At 65.8% G+C, this 15,740-nt stretch carries 15 protein-coding genes and 2 tRNA genes; 8 read left to right on the top strand and 9 right to left on the bottom strand.

The window, feature by feature from the left end; translation table 11 throughout:
- The first annotated feature begins 84 nt into the window (after window positions 1-84).
- The 4 genes from J7I89_RS15585 to J7I89_RS15570 all read left to right on the top strand — a co-directional run bounded on the left by J7I89_RS15585 (window position 85) and on the right by J7I89_RS15570 (window position 3,079).
- Window positions 85-552: a tRNA (cytidine(34)-2'-O)-methyltransferase gene (locus J7I89_RS15585; protein WP_214972103.1), complete on the top strand. Its 468-nt coding sequence runs from the start codon at window positions 85-87 to the stop codon at window positions 550-552.
- Window positions 553-811: 259 nt separating this feature from the next.
- Entirely contained in the window at window positions 812-1,417 is a 606-nt protein-coding gene (gene sigK, locus J7I89_RS15580) for an ECF RNA polymerase sigma factor SigK (protein ID WP_214972101.1), read from the top strand.
- A gap of 1 nt (window position 1,418) precedes the next feature.
- Window positions 1,419-2,264: an anti-sigma factor domain-containing protein gene (locus J7I89_RS15575; protein WP_214972098.1), complete on the top strand. Its 846-nt coding sequence runs from the start codon at window positions 1,419-1,421 to the stop codon at window positions 2,262-2,264.
- Between the two features lie 41 nt (window positions 2,265-2,305).
- Complete coding sequence (locus tag J7I89_RS15570) at window positions 2,306-3,079, top strand: MerR family transcriptional regulator (protein ID WP_214972096.1); 774 nt, start codon at window positions 2,306-2,308, stop codon at window positions 3,077-3,079.
- A gap of 24 nt (window positions 3,080-3,103) precedes the next feature.
- Here J7I89_RS15570 and J7I89_RS15565 read toward each other — a convergent pair whose 3' ends face one another.
- From J7I89_RS15565 to J7I89_RS15540, 6 genes are all read right to left on the bottom strand, one after another.
- Window positions 3,104-4,516 carry a gluconate:H+ symporter gene (locus J7I89_RS15565; RefSeq protein WP_251045382.1) on the bottom strand — a complete coding sequence of 471 codons (1,413 nt, stop codon included), beginning with the start codon at window positions 4,514-4,516 and terminating at the stop codon, window positions 3,104-3,106.
- A 9-nt stretch (window positions 4,517-4,525) separates the two neighbouring features.
- Window positions 4,526-5,065 (bottom strand): gluconokinase, encoded by a 540-nt coding sequence (locus J7I89_RS15560; protein WP_214972093.1) that lies wholly within the window; start codon window positions 5,063-5,065, stop codon window positions 4,526-4,528.
- 73 nt (window positions 5,066-5,138) lie between these two features.
- Window positions 5,139-5,918 (bottom strand): PIG-L deacetylase family protein, encoded by a 780-nt coding sequence (locus J7I89_RS15555; RefSeq protein WP_214972085.1) that lies wholly within the window; start codon window positions 5,916-5,918, stop codon window positions 5,139-5,141.
- Between the two features lie 4 nt (window positions 5,919-5,922).
- Complete coding sequence (locus J7I89_RS15550) at window positions 5,923-6,876, bottom strand: electron transfer flavoprotein subunit alpha/FixB family protein (protein ID WP_214972082.1); 954 nt, start codon at window positions 6,874-6,876, stop codon at window positions 5,923-5,925.
- A gap of 15 nt (window positions 6,877-6,891) precedes the next feature.
- Window positions 6,892-7,692 carry an electron transfer flavoprotein subunit beta/FixA family protein gene (locus J7I89_RS15545; protein ID WP_214972126.1) on the bottom strand — a complete coding sequence of 267 codons (801 nt, stop codon included), beginning with the start codon at window positions 7,690-7,692 and terminating at the stop codon, window positions 6,892-6,894.
- A 253-nt stretch (window positions 7,693-7,945) separates the two neighbouring features.
- On the bottom strand, window positions 7,946-9,610 hold the full coding sequence (locus tag J7I89_RS15540; RefSeq protein ID WP_214972079.1) for a S1C family serine protease: 1,665 nt from the start codon (window positions 9,608-9,610) through the stop codon (window positions 7,946-7,948).
- 322 nt (window positions 9,611-9,932) lie between these two features.
- Here J7I89_RS15540 and J7I89_RS15535 point away from each other — a divergent pair, with 322 nt between their 5' ends.
- From J7I89_RS15535 to J7I89_RS25965, 4 genes are all read left to right on the top strand, one after another.
- The gene (locus J7I89_RS15535) at window positions 9,933-11,975 is read left to right on the top strand and encodes a TPM domain-containing protein (RefSeq protein WP_214972075.1); all 2,043 of its coding nucleotides are present in this window, start codon (window positions 9,933-9,935) and stop codon (window positions 11,973-11,975) included.
- A gap of 126 nt (window positions 11,976-12,101) precedes the next feature.
- Entirely contained in the window at window positions 12,102-12,899 is a 798-nt protein-coding gene (locus J7I89_RS15530) for a PspA/IM30 family protein (RefSeq protein WP_214972071.1), read from the top strand.
- 85 nt (window positions 12,900-12,984) lie between these two features.
- Entirely contained in the window at window positions 12,985-13,482 is a 498-nt protein-coding gene (locus J7I89_RS25970) for a deoxyribodipyrimidine photo-lyase (protein WP_374102019.1), read from the top strand.
- 66 nt (window positions 13,483-13,548) lie between these two features.
- Complete coding sequence (locus J7I89_RS25965) at window positions 13,549-14,214, top strand: deoxyribodipyrimidine photo-lyase (RefSeq protein WP_374102020.1); 666 nt, start codon at window positions 13,549-13,551, stop codon at window positions 14,212-14,214.
- A 12-nt stretch (window positions 14,215-14,226) separates the two neighbouring features.
- Here J7I89_RS25965 and J7I89_RS15520 read toward each other — a convergent pair whose 3' ends face one another.
- From J7I89_RS15520 to J7I89_RS15510, 3 genes are all read right to left on the bottom strand, one after another.
- Window positions 14,227-15,162 carry a cytochrome b/b6 domain-containing protein gene (locus tag J7I89_RS15520; RefSeq protein ID WP_214972069.1) on the bottom strand — a complete coding sequence of 312 codons (936 nt, stop codon included), beginning with the start codon at window positions 15,160-15,162 and terminating at the stop codon, window positions 14,227-14,229.
- A gap of 165 nt (window positions 15,163-15,327) precedes the next feature.
- Window positions 15,328-15,404 (bottom strand) — tRNA-Met (locus tag J7I89_RS15515).
- Window positions 15,405-15,550: 146 nt separating this feature from the next.
- Window positions 15,551-15,624, bottom strand: a tRNA-Met gene (locus tag J7I89_RS15510).
- Window positions 15,625-15,740 lie beyond the last annotated feature (116 nt).

Below are 15,740 nucleotides of genomic sequence, written 5' to 3'. Positions count from 1 at the left end.
ACAGGGCATGCCCTGTCAGTGCCCATCCCGCAGCACTGGCGGACGTGCATCCTGCGGCGTTTTCCCCGGCGATAGGATGGAACCGTGTTCCGCATCCTCTTTCACACCCCTGAAATCCCCGGCAATACCGGCAACGCCATCCGCCTTGCCGCCATCACCGGCGCCGAGCTCCACCTGGTGGAACCGCTCGGCTTCGACTTCTCTGACGCCAAGCTGCGCCGCGCCGGCCTGGACTACCACGACCTCGCAGTGGTGACGGTCCATCCTGACATTGAAGCCGCCTGGGAAGCCCTGCAGCCCGAGCGGGTCTTCGCCTTCACCTCCGACGGCGAGGTGTCCTACACGGACGTTTCCTACCGGCCGGGCGACGTTCTGCTGTTCGGCCCGGAGTCGGTGGGACTGCCGGAACAGTTGAAGCACGACCCCCATGTCACGTCCAGGGTCCGGCTTCCCATGCTGCCGTCGCTGCGTTCCCTGAACCTGGCCAATGCCGCGTCGATCGCTGTGTACGAGGCCTGGCGCCAGCAGGGCTTCACCGGCGCCCAGCTCTGAGCGGGGTCCCGGCCGGATGCCTAAGTACGCATGCACGAGGCCGCGTGCAGAAGTAAGTGTGCAGAAGGAGGTGCCCGACCGCACCCATCCGGACCCGCTCCGGCGCCGAATCACTCCTGAGCAAATCCCGGGGAATGAGGAGCGGCAGGTGAAAACAGAACATGCGGGCAGGACGGCACCACGTTTTGCCCGGTACGACGGTGCCGTATCCGGAACGGGTGCTCAGCGATTCTCTTCCGGCGACCTATGCTTGACTGTGATGGAAACTCCCAATGCGTCGAACTTTGGCGCCCCAGCGCCGCCCGGCACCGCCGTCGACCTCAACCGCCAGCTTGCAGCGTTGCTGGAGCGGATTGCCGGCGGCGACCAGGCGTCGTTTGCCGAGTTCTACCGGCTCACGTCGCGCCGTGTGTTCGGCATGGCCCGCAGGGTGCTGATCGATCCGGAGCTGAGCGAGGACACGACACAGGAGGTATTCCTGCAGGTCTGGCAGAACGCCGCCAAATTCGACCTGGCCAGCGGCAGCCCGCTGGCATGGCTGATGACCATCTCGCACCGCCGCGCTGTGGACAAGGTCAGGTCGTCGCAGTCATCGACTGACCGCGAGGCCAGGTACGGCGCCAGCAGCCAGGACATCGACCACGATTCCGTGTCGGATGAGGTGGGCAGCAGGCTGGAGGCCGAGGCCGTGGTGCGCTGCCTGGAGACGTTGACCGAGACACAGCAGGAATCCGTGCGGCTCGCCTACTATGGCGGCCTCACGTACCGCGAAGTCGCTGAAAAGCTCAACGCGGCCGTACCGACCATCAAGTCCCGCATCCGCGACGGACTGATCCAATTGAAGACCTGTCTGGGGGTGAGTTGAAATGACCGATACGAATGATGCCCACGGCCGCCAACTGCCCCGCGCCTTCGCCGCCGACATTTCCACTGACCTTGCAGCGGGCCGCGCCGTCGAGCTCGCCGAGGTCTACGCACTGGATGCCGTGAACGACGCAGAACGCGAAGCAATCGAGGCATACATCAACGCAGCCCCGGAATCAGAACGCCAGTCCTTCAACGAGCGCGTCCGCCAGGCCAGGGAAACGCTGGCCACCACGTTCACTGCCGAAGAGGAGCCACCGGCAGACCTGTTCGACCGCATCGTGGCCCAGCTTCCGGCACAGTCCGCGATTGTCAGGGCGGACGCACCTGCAGCGCCGGCGGCTGTGCCGCCCGCGACCGATCAGCTGTCCGCTGCGCGTGAACGCCGGGATGTCCGACGCCGGTCCGCCGGCATGCGGAACTGGCTGATCGGCGTTGCGGCTGCTGCCGTCATCGCGCTCGGAGGCGTGGGCGTGGGCGCCTATGTGGCCAACCAGAACGATCCGCTGACGCAGGTGCTCCAGGCGCAGGACGTACGCGAGGCCACCGTCGAGGTCAGCGGCGGAGGGACGGCCACAGTGTCCATAGCGCCGTCGAAGGACGCGCTGGTTGTCCGCATGAAGGATGTCCCGCCTCCTCCCGAGGGCAAGGTCTACCAGATGTGGCTCATTCCGAAGGACGGCTCCACGCCTGTTTCCCAGGGCCTGATGGATGCGGAGGCATTGTCGAAGCCCGCCGTGGTCAAGGGCATCCATTCGGCGGCCGCGCTCGGGATCACCGTGGAGCCTGCCGGCGGTTCCTCGGCCCCCACCCTTCCGACGGTGGCAGCCGCAACGCTCAACGCTTGAGCACTTGACGTTGACGTAACGTCAACTTCTAGGCTGGAGGCATGAAGCAGGAAGAAGTCCCGAGCTGGTCCATCGCCGAACTGGCGAAGCTAAGCAGGGTCTCTTCCAGGACCCTGCGGCACTATCACCAGCTGGGGCTGCTGGCGCCCGCCTACACGGGGCACAACGGCTACCGCTACTACACGCGGACCGAGCTGCTGCGGCTGCAGCGGATCCTGCTTCTCCGTGAACTTGGCCTGGGGCTCGAAACCATCGGCGAGGTTCTGGACGGCCAGGTTAACCAGCTTGATGCACTTGGCGTGCACCGGAAGTGGCTGCTGGCCGAACGCGACCGTCTGGACCGGATGGCCCGGACCGTCGAGGCAACCATTTCGGCACTGCAGCAAGGAGACGCCATGTCCGGCGAGGATATATTCAAGGACTTCGACAGCAACCCGTACGAGGACGAGGCCCGCCAGCGGTGGGGCGACAAGGCCGTGGAGGACAGCAAGGCCCGGCACGCGGCCATGAGCGACGCCGAAAAGCGGGACTTTCTGACTGAGGCCGAGGCCATCAACCAGGAGCTCGCGCACTGCCTCGACGCCGGCCTTCCGGCCGACGACGCGCGGGTGCAGGCCGCCGTCGAACGCCACTACCGGTGGATCTGCGTGAGCTGGACGCCGGATGCGCAGAGCTATGTCGGCCTGGGCCGGATGTACGTCGAGGATCCGCGGTTCACGGCCTTCTACGACAAAAGCCGCGCAGGCCTTGCCCCCTACCTGCTGGAGGGAATCAAGGTCTACGCGGCTTCACGCCTCAGCCCGGCCGCGGGCTGAGGCACGTAGGCAGCTGCCCGTCCGCTAAATCACCAGCGACAACAGCATCACGAAGCCGAAGCCGACCACCGAGATCAGTGTTTCCATGACCGACCACGTCTTGAACGTCTGGCCCACGGTCAGGCCGAAGAGCTCCTTGACCAGCCAGAACCCGGCATCGTTGACGTGCGAGAGGAACAGGGACCCTGCGCCGATCGCCAGTGCCAGCAGTGCTGCGTGGGTGGGACTCAGCGAAACGGCGAGCGGTGCGACGATTCCGGCCGCCGTCACCGTGGCCACGGTGGCGGAGCCTGTGGCCAGCCGCAGTGCAACGGCCACGATGAAGCCCAGGACCAGCACCGACATGTTGGTGCCTTCGGCCCACTTCTTGACGGAGTCGCCGACGCCCGCGCCGATCAGTGTCTGCTTGAAGCCGCCGCCGGCGCCCACGATGAGCAGGATGGCGGCGATGGGCCCGAGGCTCGCACCGATCTTGGACGTGATCCGGTTGCCGGTGAAGCCCACGGCGTAGCCGAAGGTGACGATGGCAAGGAGCACCGCGAGGGTCATGGCCACGAGGGGCTGGCCGACGAAGTCGAAGAAGATCCGGATCCAGGGCGCCGTCTGGACGTCCGGCCAGACGATGTCCACCACGGCCTTCGCGAGCATGAGCACCACAGGGAAGATGATGGTCAGCAGCGTGACGAGGAATGTCGGCTGGCGCTTGACTCCGGTTGTGTCGGCGCCGTGCTCCGTGTCGATGCCGCCGGCCACTGCCGGCGCACCGACGGGTACCCATTTGGCGGCCAGCCTGGAAAACAGCGGGCCGCAGATGATGACGGTGGGAATGGCCACCAGAAGGCCCAGTGCCAGGGTGGTGCCAAGCTCGGCCTTGACAGCGCTAATGGCGATCAACGGGCCGGGGTGCGGCGGCACGAGGCCATGGAGCACGGACAGCCCGGCCAGCGCCGGAATGGCAATGCGCATCAACGGCATGCGGGAGCGCTGGGTGACCAGCACTACCACGGGCAGCAGCAGCACCAGGCCAATCTCGAAGAACATCGGCAAACCGATGATCACGGCCACGAGCGTGATGGACCAGACCACCTTGTTGCCGCTTGCCTTCTCCAGCAGGGTGTCCACCACCCGGTTGGCACCGCCGGAGTCCGCCAGGAGCTTGCCCAGCATGGCGCCCAAGGCGATCAGCAGCCCGACCTCCTTGAGGACGCCGCCCACCCCTTCCTCGAAGTTGGTGATGATCTTGGGCAGTTCCACGCCGGATGCCAGGCCCACGAAGGCCGAGCCCAGCACCAGAGCAAGGAACGGGTGCAGCTTGAGCTTGGCGATCAGCACCACGATCAGGGCGATGCCGAGGCCAGCCACGACCAGCAGCTGGGTGTCGTGGCCTGTCCAGCCTTCGACGGCAGCAGGAAGCTGCGTTGCAATGCGAGAGTTCAAGATAAATTCCTAGGTCTGATCCGGAGCGGCGGTGGCGGCTGCGAGATTCAGTCGTTCAATGATTTCCTGGGCTTCCTCGGCCGGAGTGGCCGAGACGCACAGGGAGATGTAGTTCTCATCCTCGGTGGGTTCTTCCAGTGCCTCGAACTGTGATTCGAGCAGGGCCGGCGGCATGAAGTGTCCGTGCCGCGAGGCAAGCCTGCCCGAGATGCTGTCCTTGCTGCCCTGGAGGAAAACGAACACCACGTTTTCACCGCGAAGAATGTCGCGGTAACGCTTCTTAAGGGCCGAGCACGTAATGACGCCCGGAGCCCCTGATTCGGTGTGTTGTCGGATCCAGTCCGCAATGGTTTCCAGCCAGGGCCACCGGTCCTCGTCGGTCAGCGGCTCCCCCGCCTGCATCTTCGTCACGTTCCGCTCCGGGTGCAGGTCGTCGCCTTCAGCGAGATCCCATCCGAGCCTGCCGGCAACAACGCCGGCCACAGTTGACTTGCCGGATCCTGAGACGCCCATGATCACCAGAACCGGCTGCTGTGCAGTCTTCGCCATCAAAGTCTGCCTTCCTGAATAAATATGATTTAAACAGAGGCCAGCTTATGACAGGCGTTACATTGAGGCAATCCTAGAAGCCCGCGATCGTGCCCGGCCCGTTGATTGTTACGACGTGGAACGCCTCCGCGCTCCGCCCGTCCGGGAAGCCCGCACGCTTCGCGTTCACGCGCATTCCGGTCCGCACGGCCGCTTCCATGGCCTCGACGTCGGGGTGCTGGCTGACATGGACGTGGATCGCCGCGAGCTTGCTGTCCACGTGCTCCGTGACATCGATGAAGTGGTTTTCGCGTTCCTCCGGCCCGGCATAGAGCCACAGCCACGGCACCTTGTAGGCCGCCAGGCCGGATTCGGCGAGCTCCGGATACGCATAGGGGTTTTCCACGGCCGGGTACACTGCCCGGGTCACCGCTTCCCCGACCGCCAGATGGTCCGGGTGGCTCTTCTGGATGCGGTTCCAGTTGCGTTCCGGATGCATGGAAAGCACGACGTCGGGGCGGATTTCGCGGATCAGCTTCACGACTCCCCACATCACCTGGTGGTTCGGTTCAAGGAACCCGTCCCGCTCATGGAGGTAGTGGATGTCGGTGACGCCGACGAGCGCGGCGGCGCGCTGCTGCTCGGCCGCCCGCATGGCGATGATTTCGTCCCGGTGGGCAGGGTCGAAACCGCCGGCATCGCCGTCGGTCATGATGCAGTAGCTCACCTCGACGCCGGCTGCCGTCCACGCGGCGATGGTCCCGGCCGCGCCAAAGTCGATGTCGTCCGGGTGGGCGGCGAAACAGAGCACCCGCTCAACCCGGTGCTTGTCCGGGTTGAACGGGCTCTGTGCTGGAGCAGCGTATGAGGTCAAGGACTCAGGCCTTGCGCTTCTTGATTTCTTCCGTTGCCTGCGGCAGAACCTGGAAGAGGTCACCGACGATGCCGAAGTCAGCGATTTCAAAGACCGGCGATTCCGCGTCCTTGTTCACGGCCACGATCACCTTGGCCGTCTGCATGCCGGCCTTCTGCTGGATGGCGCCTGAGATGCCTGCCGAAATGTACAGCTGCGGGGAGACGGTCTTGCCGGTCTGGCCCACTTGCGCATCGTGGCTGATCCAGCCCGCGTCCGTCGCCGCACGCGATGCGCCCACGGCCGCACCCAGCGCATCTGCCAGCTCCTCGACCGGGCCGAAGTCGCCGTCGAGCCCGCGTCCGCCTGCCACCACGATCCGCGCATCGGTGAGGTCCGGGCGGCCGCTGGCGACCTTCTGTTCCCGGGCAGTGATGCGCGCCGCCGAGGCGGTGGCGTCGGCAGGTACCTCAACGGTCACGGTTTCGGGGGCGCTGGGCGCCGCCGCCGGCTCGGGCGTCACGCTGTTCGCCTTGACGGTCAGCACGGTGAGGGGGGTGGTCGCCTTCGCCGCGGTGTTGTACGAGCCGGCCAGCACTGATTTGTGGGCAGTGCCGTCTGCGTCGACGGCAACGACGTCGGTGATGACGCCCGCGCTCAGCCGGACGCCGAGCCTCGCGGCGATTTCCTTGCCTTCGGGGGAATTTTCCACCAGCACGGTGGTGGCTTCAGACGTGTTCACGGCCGCAGCCAGGTAGGCGGCCTTGGGCGCCACCAGGTAGTCGTCCAGGTCCTGCGCGGAGGGCCGGTAGACCGCGGTGGCGCCGTGGGCACCCAGGGCGGCAGCGACGTCGTCGTGCAGTTCGCCGTTAAAGGCGACGGCGGGTTCCCCGAGGGAACGTGCGATGGTCAGCAGTTCCAGGCTGCTCTTCTTCAGAGCCTGGCCCGGGTTGTCAATGAATACGAGTACGTTTGCCATGTTGTGTGGTCCCTCTTAGAGCAGCTTCTGGGCGGCCAGGAAGTCAACCAGCTTGATGCCGGCGTCACCTTCGTCGGTGATGATCGTGCCTGCGGTGCGCGGCGGGCGCTCCTCGGCCGAGGTCACGGTGGTCCAGGATCCGGCGTGGCCGACCTGGGAGGGATCCACTCCAACGTCCGCGAGCGAGAGCGTGGTGATGCTCTTGCGCTTGGCCGCGATGATGCCCTTGAAGTTGGGGTAGCGGGGCTCGTTGATCTGGTCCGTCACCGACACCACTGCGGGCAGGGAAGCTTCGACCGTCTCCGAGTGCGTGTCGGCGTCGCGGCGGGCCGTGACGCGTCCGCCGTCAACCTCCAAGGAGGACGCGAAGGTCACCTGGGGCAATCCGAGGCGCTCGGCGAGCTGGGCCGGAACAAGTGACGTTTCGCCGTCGGTGGAGGACATGCCGGTCAGGACCAGGTCCACCGGGCCGTCCGCGCCGATGTGGCGGATCGCGGCCGCGAGCGCCAGCGACGTGGCGGCAGCATCCGAACCAGCGAGTGCCCCGTCCGTGAGGTGTACGCCTTCGGACGCTCCGATCTGGAGTGACTTCTTGATGGCGTTCACGGCGCCGGCCGGGCCCATGCTGAGGGCGATGACCTTGTTGCCCGCCTTGCTTCCGCCGCGCGCTTCGGTGAGCTGCAAGGCAGCTTCCAGGGCGTATTCATCCAGCTCGGACAGAATGCTCTCGTCGCGGTCCGTGGTGTGGCCCTCGCCGCTGAGGTGCCTGTCGAACTGGGCGTCCGGCACATGCTTGACCAGGACGATGATCTTCAATGTCTCTTCCACTGTATTTACAGCAGCCTTCCATGCTTGTGGATAGCCAGCCGGGTGAGGTCATGGCCGCGGAACGCCCGGGATACGGGTAGCTCCTAGCTAACCATATAGGGGCGTTCTGATGCCGTCCCGTTAACGCCTGTGTCAGAGGCGGCCTGATTCAGAAGCAGCCTGCTCCTTCCGAGTACGACGGCGGGCCGCACCTCTTGGGTGCGGCCCGCCGTCGTCGGTACTGCTTTCTGCTTTGCCAGCGCTACTGCTCTGCGGCTGCGCCGAGCGTCACGTCCAGCTGCTGTTCGCGGCCGTTCCGCTGGATGGTGATCTTGACCGTTGAGCCGGCCGCCTGTTCACGCACCGCTGCCGTGAGCTGGTTCGGGTCGCTGATAGCGAGGTCGTTGAAGCGCGTCACGACGTCGCCGGCCCGGATGCCTGCCTTGGCCGCCGCCGAACCCTGCTCCACCGTGTCGACATCCGCGCCGACGGAGAAGCCGGATGCCGAGGCCGCCTTTGGCTTGACGCTGACGCCCAGCTGGCCGTGGGTCGCCTTGCCGTTGTCGATGATCTCCTGGGCCACCCGCTTGGCGTTGTTGATCGGGATGCTGAAGCCCACCCCGATGTTGCCCGTTCCGGTCGCCGCGGAGCTGCCGCCGGCCGACGCGATGGCGACGTTCACGCCGATCACCTCGCCCTTGCTGTTCACCAGGGCACCGCCGGAGTTGCCCGGGTTGATCGCGGCGTCAGTCTGGATGACGTTGATGGAGATGGATCCCTTGCTCGCTGAGCTTTGGCCCTGCCCCTGCCCCGGCGGAGCGAACTCGAAGCCCTGGTCGCCGCCCTGGGAATTGTCGGCGCCGCCCTTGGGCGCTGCCGAGGATGCGACGCTGATGGTCCGGTTGAGCGTGGAGACGATGCCGTCCGTCACCGTGCCGGTGAGGCCCAGCGGGGAGCCGATAGCCACTGCGGTGTCGCCGACGTTCAGCTTGCCCGAGTCACCGAGCGTGGCCGGCGTGAGTCCTGAAGGGTTCTCCACCTTGATGACGGCCAGGTCCGAGAGGGGGTCGGTTCCGATGACTTTTGCCGTCAGGACGCGGCCGTCGTGCGTGCGGATTTCAATATCCGCGCTGGCGGCCGTGCCGTCAAGGGTCACTACGTGGGTGTTGGTGAGAATGTGGCCCTGGTCGTCGAGGATGACGCCCGAGCCAGTGCCGCCCTCGCTGCCGTTCGTGGCCTTGATCGTCACAACGCTCGGCGATGCCTTGAGGGCAGCGGCCGTGATGGCGTTGACGTCATCCTTGTTATTGACGATCACGGTCCCGGGCTGGCTGCCGCTGCTCACAGCCGGCGCAGTCCCGGCGACGAAGAGATTGCCGGCACCGACCGTTGCCACGCCGCCGCCAACGAGCCCTGCGGCGAGGATGCTGGCCACGAGAGTGCCCACGCCGAAAGTGGCCTTGCGCTTGGGCGCGTTGGCCCGGTTGTCATGAAGGGCGGAGTGGGCGCCATGCTGCGCATAGGGCGACTGATGCGGCTGGCCAGGGTCCCCTGGATGCGGGGCCGACGCGAACTGCTGGGTTGCGGGCCCCGACTGGTGACCGTAGAAGGGAGCGTGCTGGGGATACACGGGACGCGGACCGCTGAAAGGCTCATTGTGCGAGTGGCCCTGGCCCTCTGCCGGCGCATCCTGGGCCGGCCGGTCCAGCCGCATGGTGGGGTTGTCAGCGCCGGCCCGCTGGGCATCGTCGCCGCGGACACTATCGCGGTCCAGGGGCTCGGTGGGGTTTTCCCCGTAGTTTCCCGCCGGCTGGCTTCCCTGAGATTGGAGACCCTCCTCGCGCGCAGCCGGAGCCGTGGGATCAGCGGGCCGCCCTGCAGGATCTCGGTTCTCTGGTGCTGCGCCCGGCACTGGGTTCTCAGTCATTGGACTTCCTTTCATCCTCGTCTGTATTAACTATGGACGATTCGACTGAAACTAAAATCGATGTTTGCTGGGAGGTTCCTGAATGCGGGCCCCGGCCGCCCTTCCGTAGGCACGCCATAGCGCCCGCCGGCGCGTCGTCCCGGCTCTTCAGCGCTTTTCGCTGGTGGCATATTCCCCGCTGTGGACGGTCCCATTGGTGCACCATAGAATCAAGAAGAATTGCCACAGCGACCTGCGGCTTTACACCTGGCGTGGGGGCGCTGCTGCATTCTGAGACGACTGATCGTCCCGATACAGTCGCGGGGTGTGCTGAAGGGTTGCCATGCGGTCAATGTTCAAACGTGTTCTCGCCGTGATCGGCCTGACTGGAATGCTGGCGTTTCCCGCCGCGGCAGCCTGGGCTGAAGATCCGGTAACACTCGATCCCGTCACCAAGATTGTCGATACGGCCGGAGTCCTCGGTGGCAAGAAGGCCGACGTCGAGACGGCCATCAAGAAGCTCGGCACCGACCACGCCATGACGCTGCACGTCGTGTACGTCAAGAAGTTCGAGAACCCCACGGACCCGGCGGCCTGGACCGCCGATGTGGCCCAGAAGGCGAACTTGGGTTCAAACTCCCTGGTGTTGGCCGTAGCCACGGACCAAAGAAAATACCAGCTGACCAAGCCGCGCACCAGCATGATCACTGACGCCCAGCGCGACACAGTCTTGAAGAGCGCCGTCGATCCCCAGCTCCGTGACGGGAACTACGCCCAGGCCGCCGTCGATGCGGCTGCCGCCATCGGTGACGCCGCCGGCGGCGGAAGCGGGAACGTGCCGTCCGGAGGCGCCGGGACGGCAGTGCTCGTGGGCGTCGGAGTGGTGGCGGCCGGCGGCGCAGGAACGTACCTGTACCTCCGGAACCGGCGGAAGAAGGCCCAGGCGTCCAGCGCGAGCTACGGCCCGCAGGGTGCCGATCTTGATCCCCTTGCTTCGTTGAGTGTCGAGGACCTCCGCAAGAAGAGCGGCTCGCTGCTGATCGAGGCTGACGACGCCATCAAGTCCAGCGAGCAGGAACTTGGCTTCGCAGAGGCGCAGTACGGTGAGGCGGCCGTCGGCAACTTCACCAAGGCGCTCCAGGACGCCAAGGGGCACATGTCGGAGTCCTTCAAGCTGCAGCAGCAGCTGGATGACCACATTCCCGACACCGAAGAGCAGCAGCGCAGCTGGCTGGGCGAGATCATCCGCCGTTCCGAGGCAGCCCTGGCGTCGCTCCAGGAGCAGAAAGCCGACTTCGACTCACTCCGCGAACTGGAAAAGAACGCGCCGCAGGCCTTGGCGGCTGTGAACGCCGGCGCAGCGGACGCCGACGCGAAAATAACGAAGGCCGAACAGACGCTGGCTGACCTGCGCGGCAGGTACGCCGAAAGCGCGCTCGTCCAGGTCGCGGACAACATCAGCCAGGCCAAGGAGCGCCTCGCCTTCGTGCAGAACGCCAGCAGCACCGCCCGCGAAAAGCTTGAGGAGGGCGAGGGAAGCCTCGCCGCCGTCGCCGTTCGCGCCGCCGAGGAGAGCCTGCACCAGACCAACGTGCTCCTGGACGCCATTTCGAAAGTTGCCGGCAGCCTGGACGCGGCCCGGCAGGGACTCGAAGCCGCAGTTGTGGACACGTCCCAGGACCTGGCCCAGGCGAGGGCCATGATCCAGTCCGGCGCGCACGCGGAGCTTTCAGGTCCCGTGGCCCGGGTGGAAGCTGCACTGGCTCGGGTGAAGAGTGAAATCCAGGGCGGCAAGATCGACCCGATTTCCACCCTCGAACGCGTGGAAACGGCCCGCCAGTCCCTTGACCAAGCCCTCAGCGGAATCCGTGACCAGCAGGAGCAGGCGCGCCGCGCCCAGGCTTCCCTGCAGCAGACCATCATGTCGGCACAGGCGCAGATCAGCGCCACCTCGGATTACATCACCGCCCGGCGGGGCGGGGTGGGGACTGAAGCCCGGACCCGGCTTGCGGAGGCTCAGCGGAACCTCGATTACGCGCTGTCCATCTCGCGCAATGATCCCGTCACTGCGCTGACGTACGCGCAGCAGGCGCACGCGCTGGCTGCCCAGGCGGCCCAGCTTGCCCAGTCCGACGTCGACAATTTCGGCGGCTATGCGAACCAGGGCTACGGCAGGAACGGCATGTTCGGCGGCGGTGGGGGCGGCGGCCTCGGCGGTGCGATCCTCGGCGGAATCCTCATCAACTCCATCCTGAACGGCGGGAGCGGCGTCGGCTGGGGCGGCGGGCACGGCGACGGCGGCGACTGGGGAGGAGACTCAGGCGGCGGCGACTCCGGCGGCGGTGGAGACTGGGGCGGTGACTTCGGCGGCGGCGGCGACTTCTAGCCGGCGGCCAGAGCCAGAAGCAAAGACTAGGCGCCATGCCGGTGAATCCGGGCGGCGGGTAGAAGCGGTACATCAACTGTTCACTGAATTCAGTGGGACACACTGAGCAGGACGAAAGGTAACACCATGGTTAAGCAGTCCATTCTCGGCCGCATGGCGCAGCTCGCTAAGGCGAACATCAATTCCATCCTCGATCAGGCCGAGGACCCGCAGAAGATGCTCGACCAGATGGTGCGGGACTACTCCAACAACATCGCCGAGGCCGAGTCCGCAGTGGCGCAGACCATTGGCAACCTCCGGATGCTGCAGGACGACTACAACGAGGATGTGAAGAACGCACAGGACTGGGGCAACAAGGCTCTCGCGGCTTCACGCAAAGCCGACGAGTACCGCAGCAGCGGCAACGCCTCCGATGCCCAAAAGTTCGACAACCTGGCAAAGGTTGCGCTGCAGCGCCAGATCGCCTCCGAAAACGAGGCCAAGTCTGCTGAACCGAGCATCGCGTCACAAACCGATGTGGTGGACCGCCTCAAGACCGGGCTCGACCAGATGAAGGGCAAGCTGAACCAGCTCACGAGCAAGCGCAACGAGCTCGTGGCCCGTTCGAAGACTGCTGCCGCCCAGTCCCAGGTCCACGATGCCCTGAAGAGCATCGACATCATGGACCCGACCAGCGAGGTTGGCCGCTTCGAAGAGAAGATCCGCCGCGAGGAGGCCAAGGTCCGCGGCCAGCAGGAGCTCGCGGCGTCGAGCCTCGACGCCCAGTTCAACCAGCTCGAGGATCTTGGCGAGCAGACGGAAATCGAAGCCCGCCTGGCGGCCCTGAAGTCCGGAGGTGCCAAGCCGGCCATCGGCGCGGGAGGCAACTCCGCGGGGTCGGCGTCGGGCTCGACCGTCGAAGAGGCTGACTTCGACAAGCTGTAAGTGGCTCTCAAGCCGCTAACCGGAATGAGGCCGGGGTCCGCAGGACCCCGGCCTTCGCCATGCCCGCGGCGTGTAGCGTGAGGCCATGGCTTCCACGATTGTCTGGCTCCGGGACGACCTTCGCCTCGACGACAACCCGGCCCTAGCCGCCGCGGCTTCCCTGCCGGATCCGATGAACGTTGTGTACATCCTGGATGAGGTCTCCCCCGGTATCCGCCCGCTCGGCGGTGCCGCGAAGTGGTGGCTCCACCATTCGCTGTCCGCGCTCTCTGCGGACCTGGAGGCGAGGGGATCACGCCTGCTGCTCCGCCGCGGCGGCGCCGCCACCGTCATCCGGGAGCTGGTGGAACAGACCGGTGCCGGGGCGGTCCATTGGAACAGACGCTACGGGCTGCCGGAACGCACGCTGGACGCCGGCATCAAGGAGTGGGCCACCGCAGAGGGCATTGACGCCACCAGCTACCAGGCGAATCTGCTGTTCGAGCCGTGGACGGTCCGGAAGGGCACTGGCGGCCCGTACAGGGTGTTCACGCCGTTCTGGCGGTCGTGCCTGGCCGGGGCCGAGCCCCGGCCACCGGCTTGACGCGCCCGCTCACTTCCCACCGCCGGGCCATGAGGCGTCCGGCTCCGTGCCGGCCGCTTTGGCGAGATCAGCCCGTTCCAGATCTGGCACGCGCTCCGCGAACGCTTCCCGCGGCACGCTCCGGCCGACGTCGGAATTTTTCGAAGCGAGCTCGGCTGGCGTGATTTCTGCTGGCAGCTCCTGTACGAAAATCCCCGCCTGGCAACAGAGAACTACCGCCGCGATTTCGACCACTTTGCCTGGCAGACGCCGTCGGCAGCCGAACTCGCGGCGTGGCAGCAGGGACGCACGGGGTATCCGCTCGTGGATGCCGGCATGCGGCAACTGTGGCAGACGGGCTGGATGCACAACCGGGTCCGCATGGCTGCGGCGTCGTTCCTGGTGAAGAACCTGCTGGCCGACTGGCGCCTGGGTGAGGCATGGTTCTGGGACACCCTCGTTGACGCCGACGCCGCGAGCAATCCGGCCAACTGGCAGTGGGTGGCGGGCTCCGGCGCGGACGCTTCGCCCTATTTCCGGATTTTCAATCCGGTGGCGCAAAGCAAGAAGTTCGACGCCGGCGGGCGGTACCTTCGCGGATTCATCCCGGAGCTCGCTGACCTGGATGACCGTGCCGTCCACGAGCCCTGGAAAAACCCTGCGGCGGCGTCGGGCTACCCCGGGCCGTTGGTAGGCCTGCAGGAGTCCCGCGAACGCGCGCTGGACACCTACCAGCAGCTCGAGGCGAAGTGAACGGCCCGCGGATCAGCGGCTGGTGACCTTGCCCATGAGGGACGCGATGGGGCGCAGGAATAGCGGCCGCGCCAGGAACCACGCACCGATCATCACTGCCACCGACGCCGCGAAGATCCAGAAACCCACCCAGCTCACGTCGTCGCTTCCGCCGTACATGTGGTTGAGGTTCCGCAGCGCGCCGGTGGCCAGGACCAGGAACACGTGGACAACGATGAACGCCACGAAGTAAATCATCACGGGGAAGTGCACTGCCCTGGCGGCCTCGATCGGGTAGGCCTTGTTGAGGGCCGCAGCCTTCTTGGGCCAGGCGTTGGACGTCCGCAGGCCGGTGATGAAAGCCAGCGGAGCGGCAATGAACACGGTCACGAAATACGTCAGCAGCTGCAGGGCGTTGTAGTTGACCCAGCCGTTTTCCGTGGGCCAGTTCAGCGACGCGTACTGCAGCGCGGCCGAAGCTGCATTCGGGAAAACGTCCCAGCTGGTGGGCACGATCCGCATCCATTGCCCGGTAGCAAACACCAGGACCGCAAAAATCAGGCCGTTGAGGATCCAGAGCGCATCCAGGGTCAGGTGGAACCAGAGCTCCAGGCTGATCTTCGTGGGGGCCGTCTTGGTCCGGATGAGGCCCTTGTTGTTGCGGGTCCAGTAGCCGCCCGGCCGCGTTGTGGTCCGTACCTGCCAGCCGGTGCGGATGATGAGCAGGAGGAAGAAGGCGTTCAGGAAGTGCTGCCATGCCAGCCACGCGGGGAAACCGACGGGGGCACCGGCCGGCAGTTCCGAGTGTCCCGGGTAGTCCGCAAGGAACGACCGGACCGCGGGCACGTCCGTCAGCCACTTGGCGAACAGCACCACCAGCACCATGGCCACCAGCGTCGCAGGCACCGCCCAGTAGAGCCTGGACCGCTTGCCCTTCGAAGTGCCGGACTTGTTCTTCGTTGTGGACATCGAACTACATTCCTCTCGAGAATGACTGACCAGAGTGGGCGCCGCGCGCCGGCCAGGAATTCCGGGCCCTGCGAAAGAGAATACTAGGAACTGCTAGCACTAACCCAAAAACGGACCGGCAAAGCAAAAGGCCCTGACCGGATTTCCCCGGTCAGGGCCTCTTTCTGGTTGCGGGGACAGGATTTGAACCTGTGACCTCTGGGTTATGAGCCCAGCGAGCTACCGAACTGCTCCACCCCGCGTCGCTTGGTTAACACTACCCTACTTTTGCCGGCACTCCTGCCACCCCGGTCCAGGGGGCCGGGCGCCCCATATTCCGATCCGGACAACACCCCGGAAACAACAAAGGACCCGTACCACCTTGTGGTGATCCGGGTCCTTTCTTCAGTTGCGGGGACAGGATTTGAACCTGTGACCTCTGGGTTATGAGCCCAGCGAGCTACCGAACTGCTCCACCCCGCGTCGCAAGAACAACTCTACCGTCCGGTGAACGGGAGGCCAAATCCAGGCGACGTGATCTGCGTCTCCGCCCCGCGAAGGGGCCGCTGCCTCCGCAAACGGCAGCCTGAGCGGAGAAC

It is taken from the genome of Arthrobacter sp. ISL-5, from assembly GCF_018613835.1.
GTDB lineage: Bacteria > Actinomycetota > Actinomycetes > Actinomycetales > Micrococcaceae > Arthrobacter.
Note: the sequence above shows the minus strand (reverse complement) of the source record. Positions and strands in the feature narration are given on the sequence as shown.

Excerpts from the sequence above, each read along its gene's own strand:
- J7I89_RS15535 (WP_214972075.1), top strand. The coding sequence starts at position 9,933 with ATGCGGTCAATGTTCAAACGTGTTCTCGCCGTGATCGGCCTGACTGGA.
- J7I89_RS15520 (WP_214972069.1), bottom strand. The coding sequence starts at position 15,162 with ATGTCCACAACGAAGAACAAGTCCGGCACTTCGAAGGGCAAGCGGTCC.
- J7I89_RS15530 (WP_214972071.1), top strand. The coding sequence starts at position 12,102 with ATGGTTAAGCAGTCCATTCTCGGCCGCATGGCGCAGCTCGCTAAGGCG.
- sigK (WP_214972101.1), top strand. The coding sequence starts at position 812 with ATGGAAACTCCCAATGCGTCGAACTTTGGCGCCCCAGCGCCGCCCGGC.
- J7I89_RS15540 (WP_214972079.1), bottom strand. The coding sequence starts at position 9,610 with ATGACTGAGAACCCAGTGCCGGGCGCAGCACCAGAGAACCGAGATCCT.
- J7I89_RS15575 (WP_214972098.1), top strand. The coding sequence starts at position 1,419 with ATGACCGATACGAATGATGCCCACGGCCGCCAACTGCCCCGCGCCTTC.
- J7I89_RS25970 (WP_374102019.1), top strand. The coding sequence starts at position 12,985 with ATGGCTTCCACGATTGTCTGGCTCCGGGACGACCTTCGCCTCGACGAC.
- J7I89_RS15560 (WP_214972093.1), bottom strand. The coding sequence starts at position 5,065 with ATGGCGAAGACTGCACAGCAGCCGGTTCTGGTGATCATGGGCGTCTCA.
- J7I89_RS15570 (WP_214972096.1), top strand. The coding sequence starts at position 2,306 with ATGAAGCAGGAAGAAGTCCCGAGCTGGTCCATCGCCGAACTGGCGAAG.
- J7I89_RS15550 (WP_214972082.1), bottom strand. The coding sequence starts at position 6,876 with ATGGCAAACGTACTCGTATTCATTGACAACCCGGGCCAGGCTCTGAAG.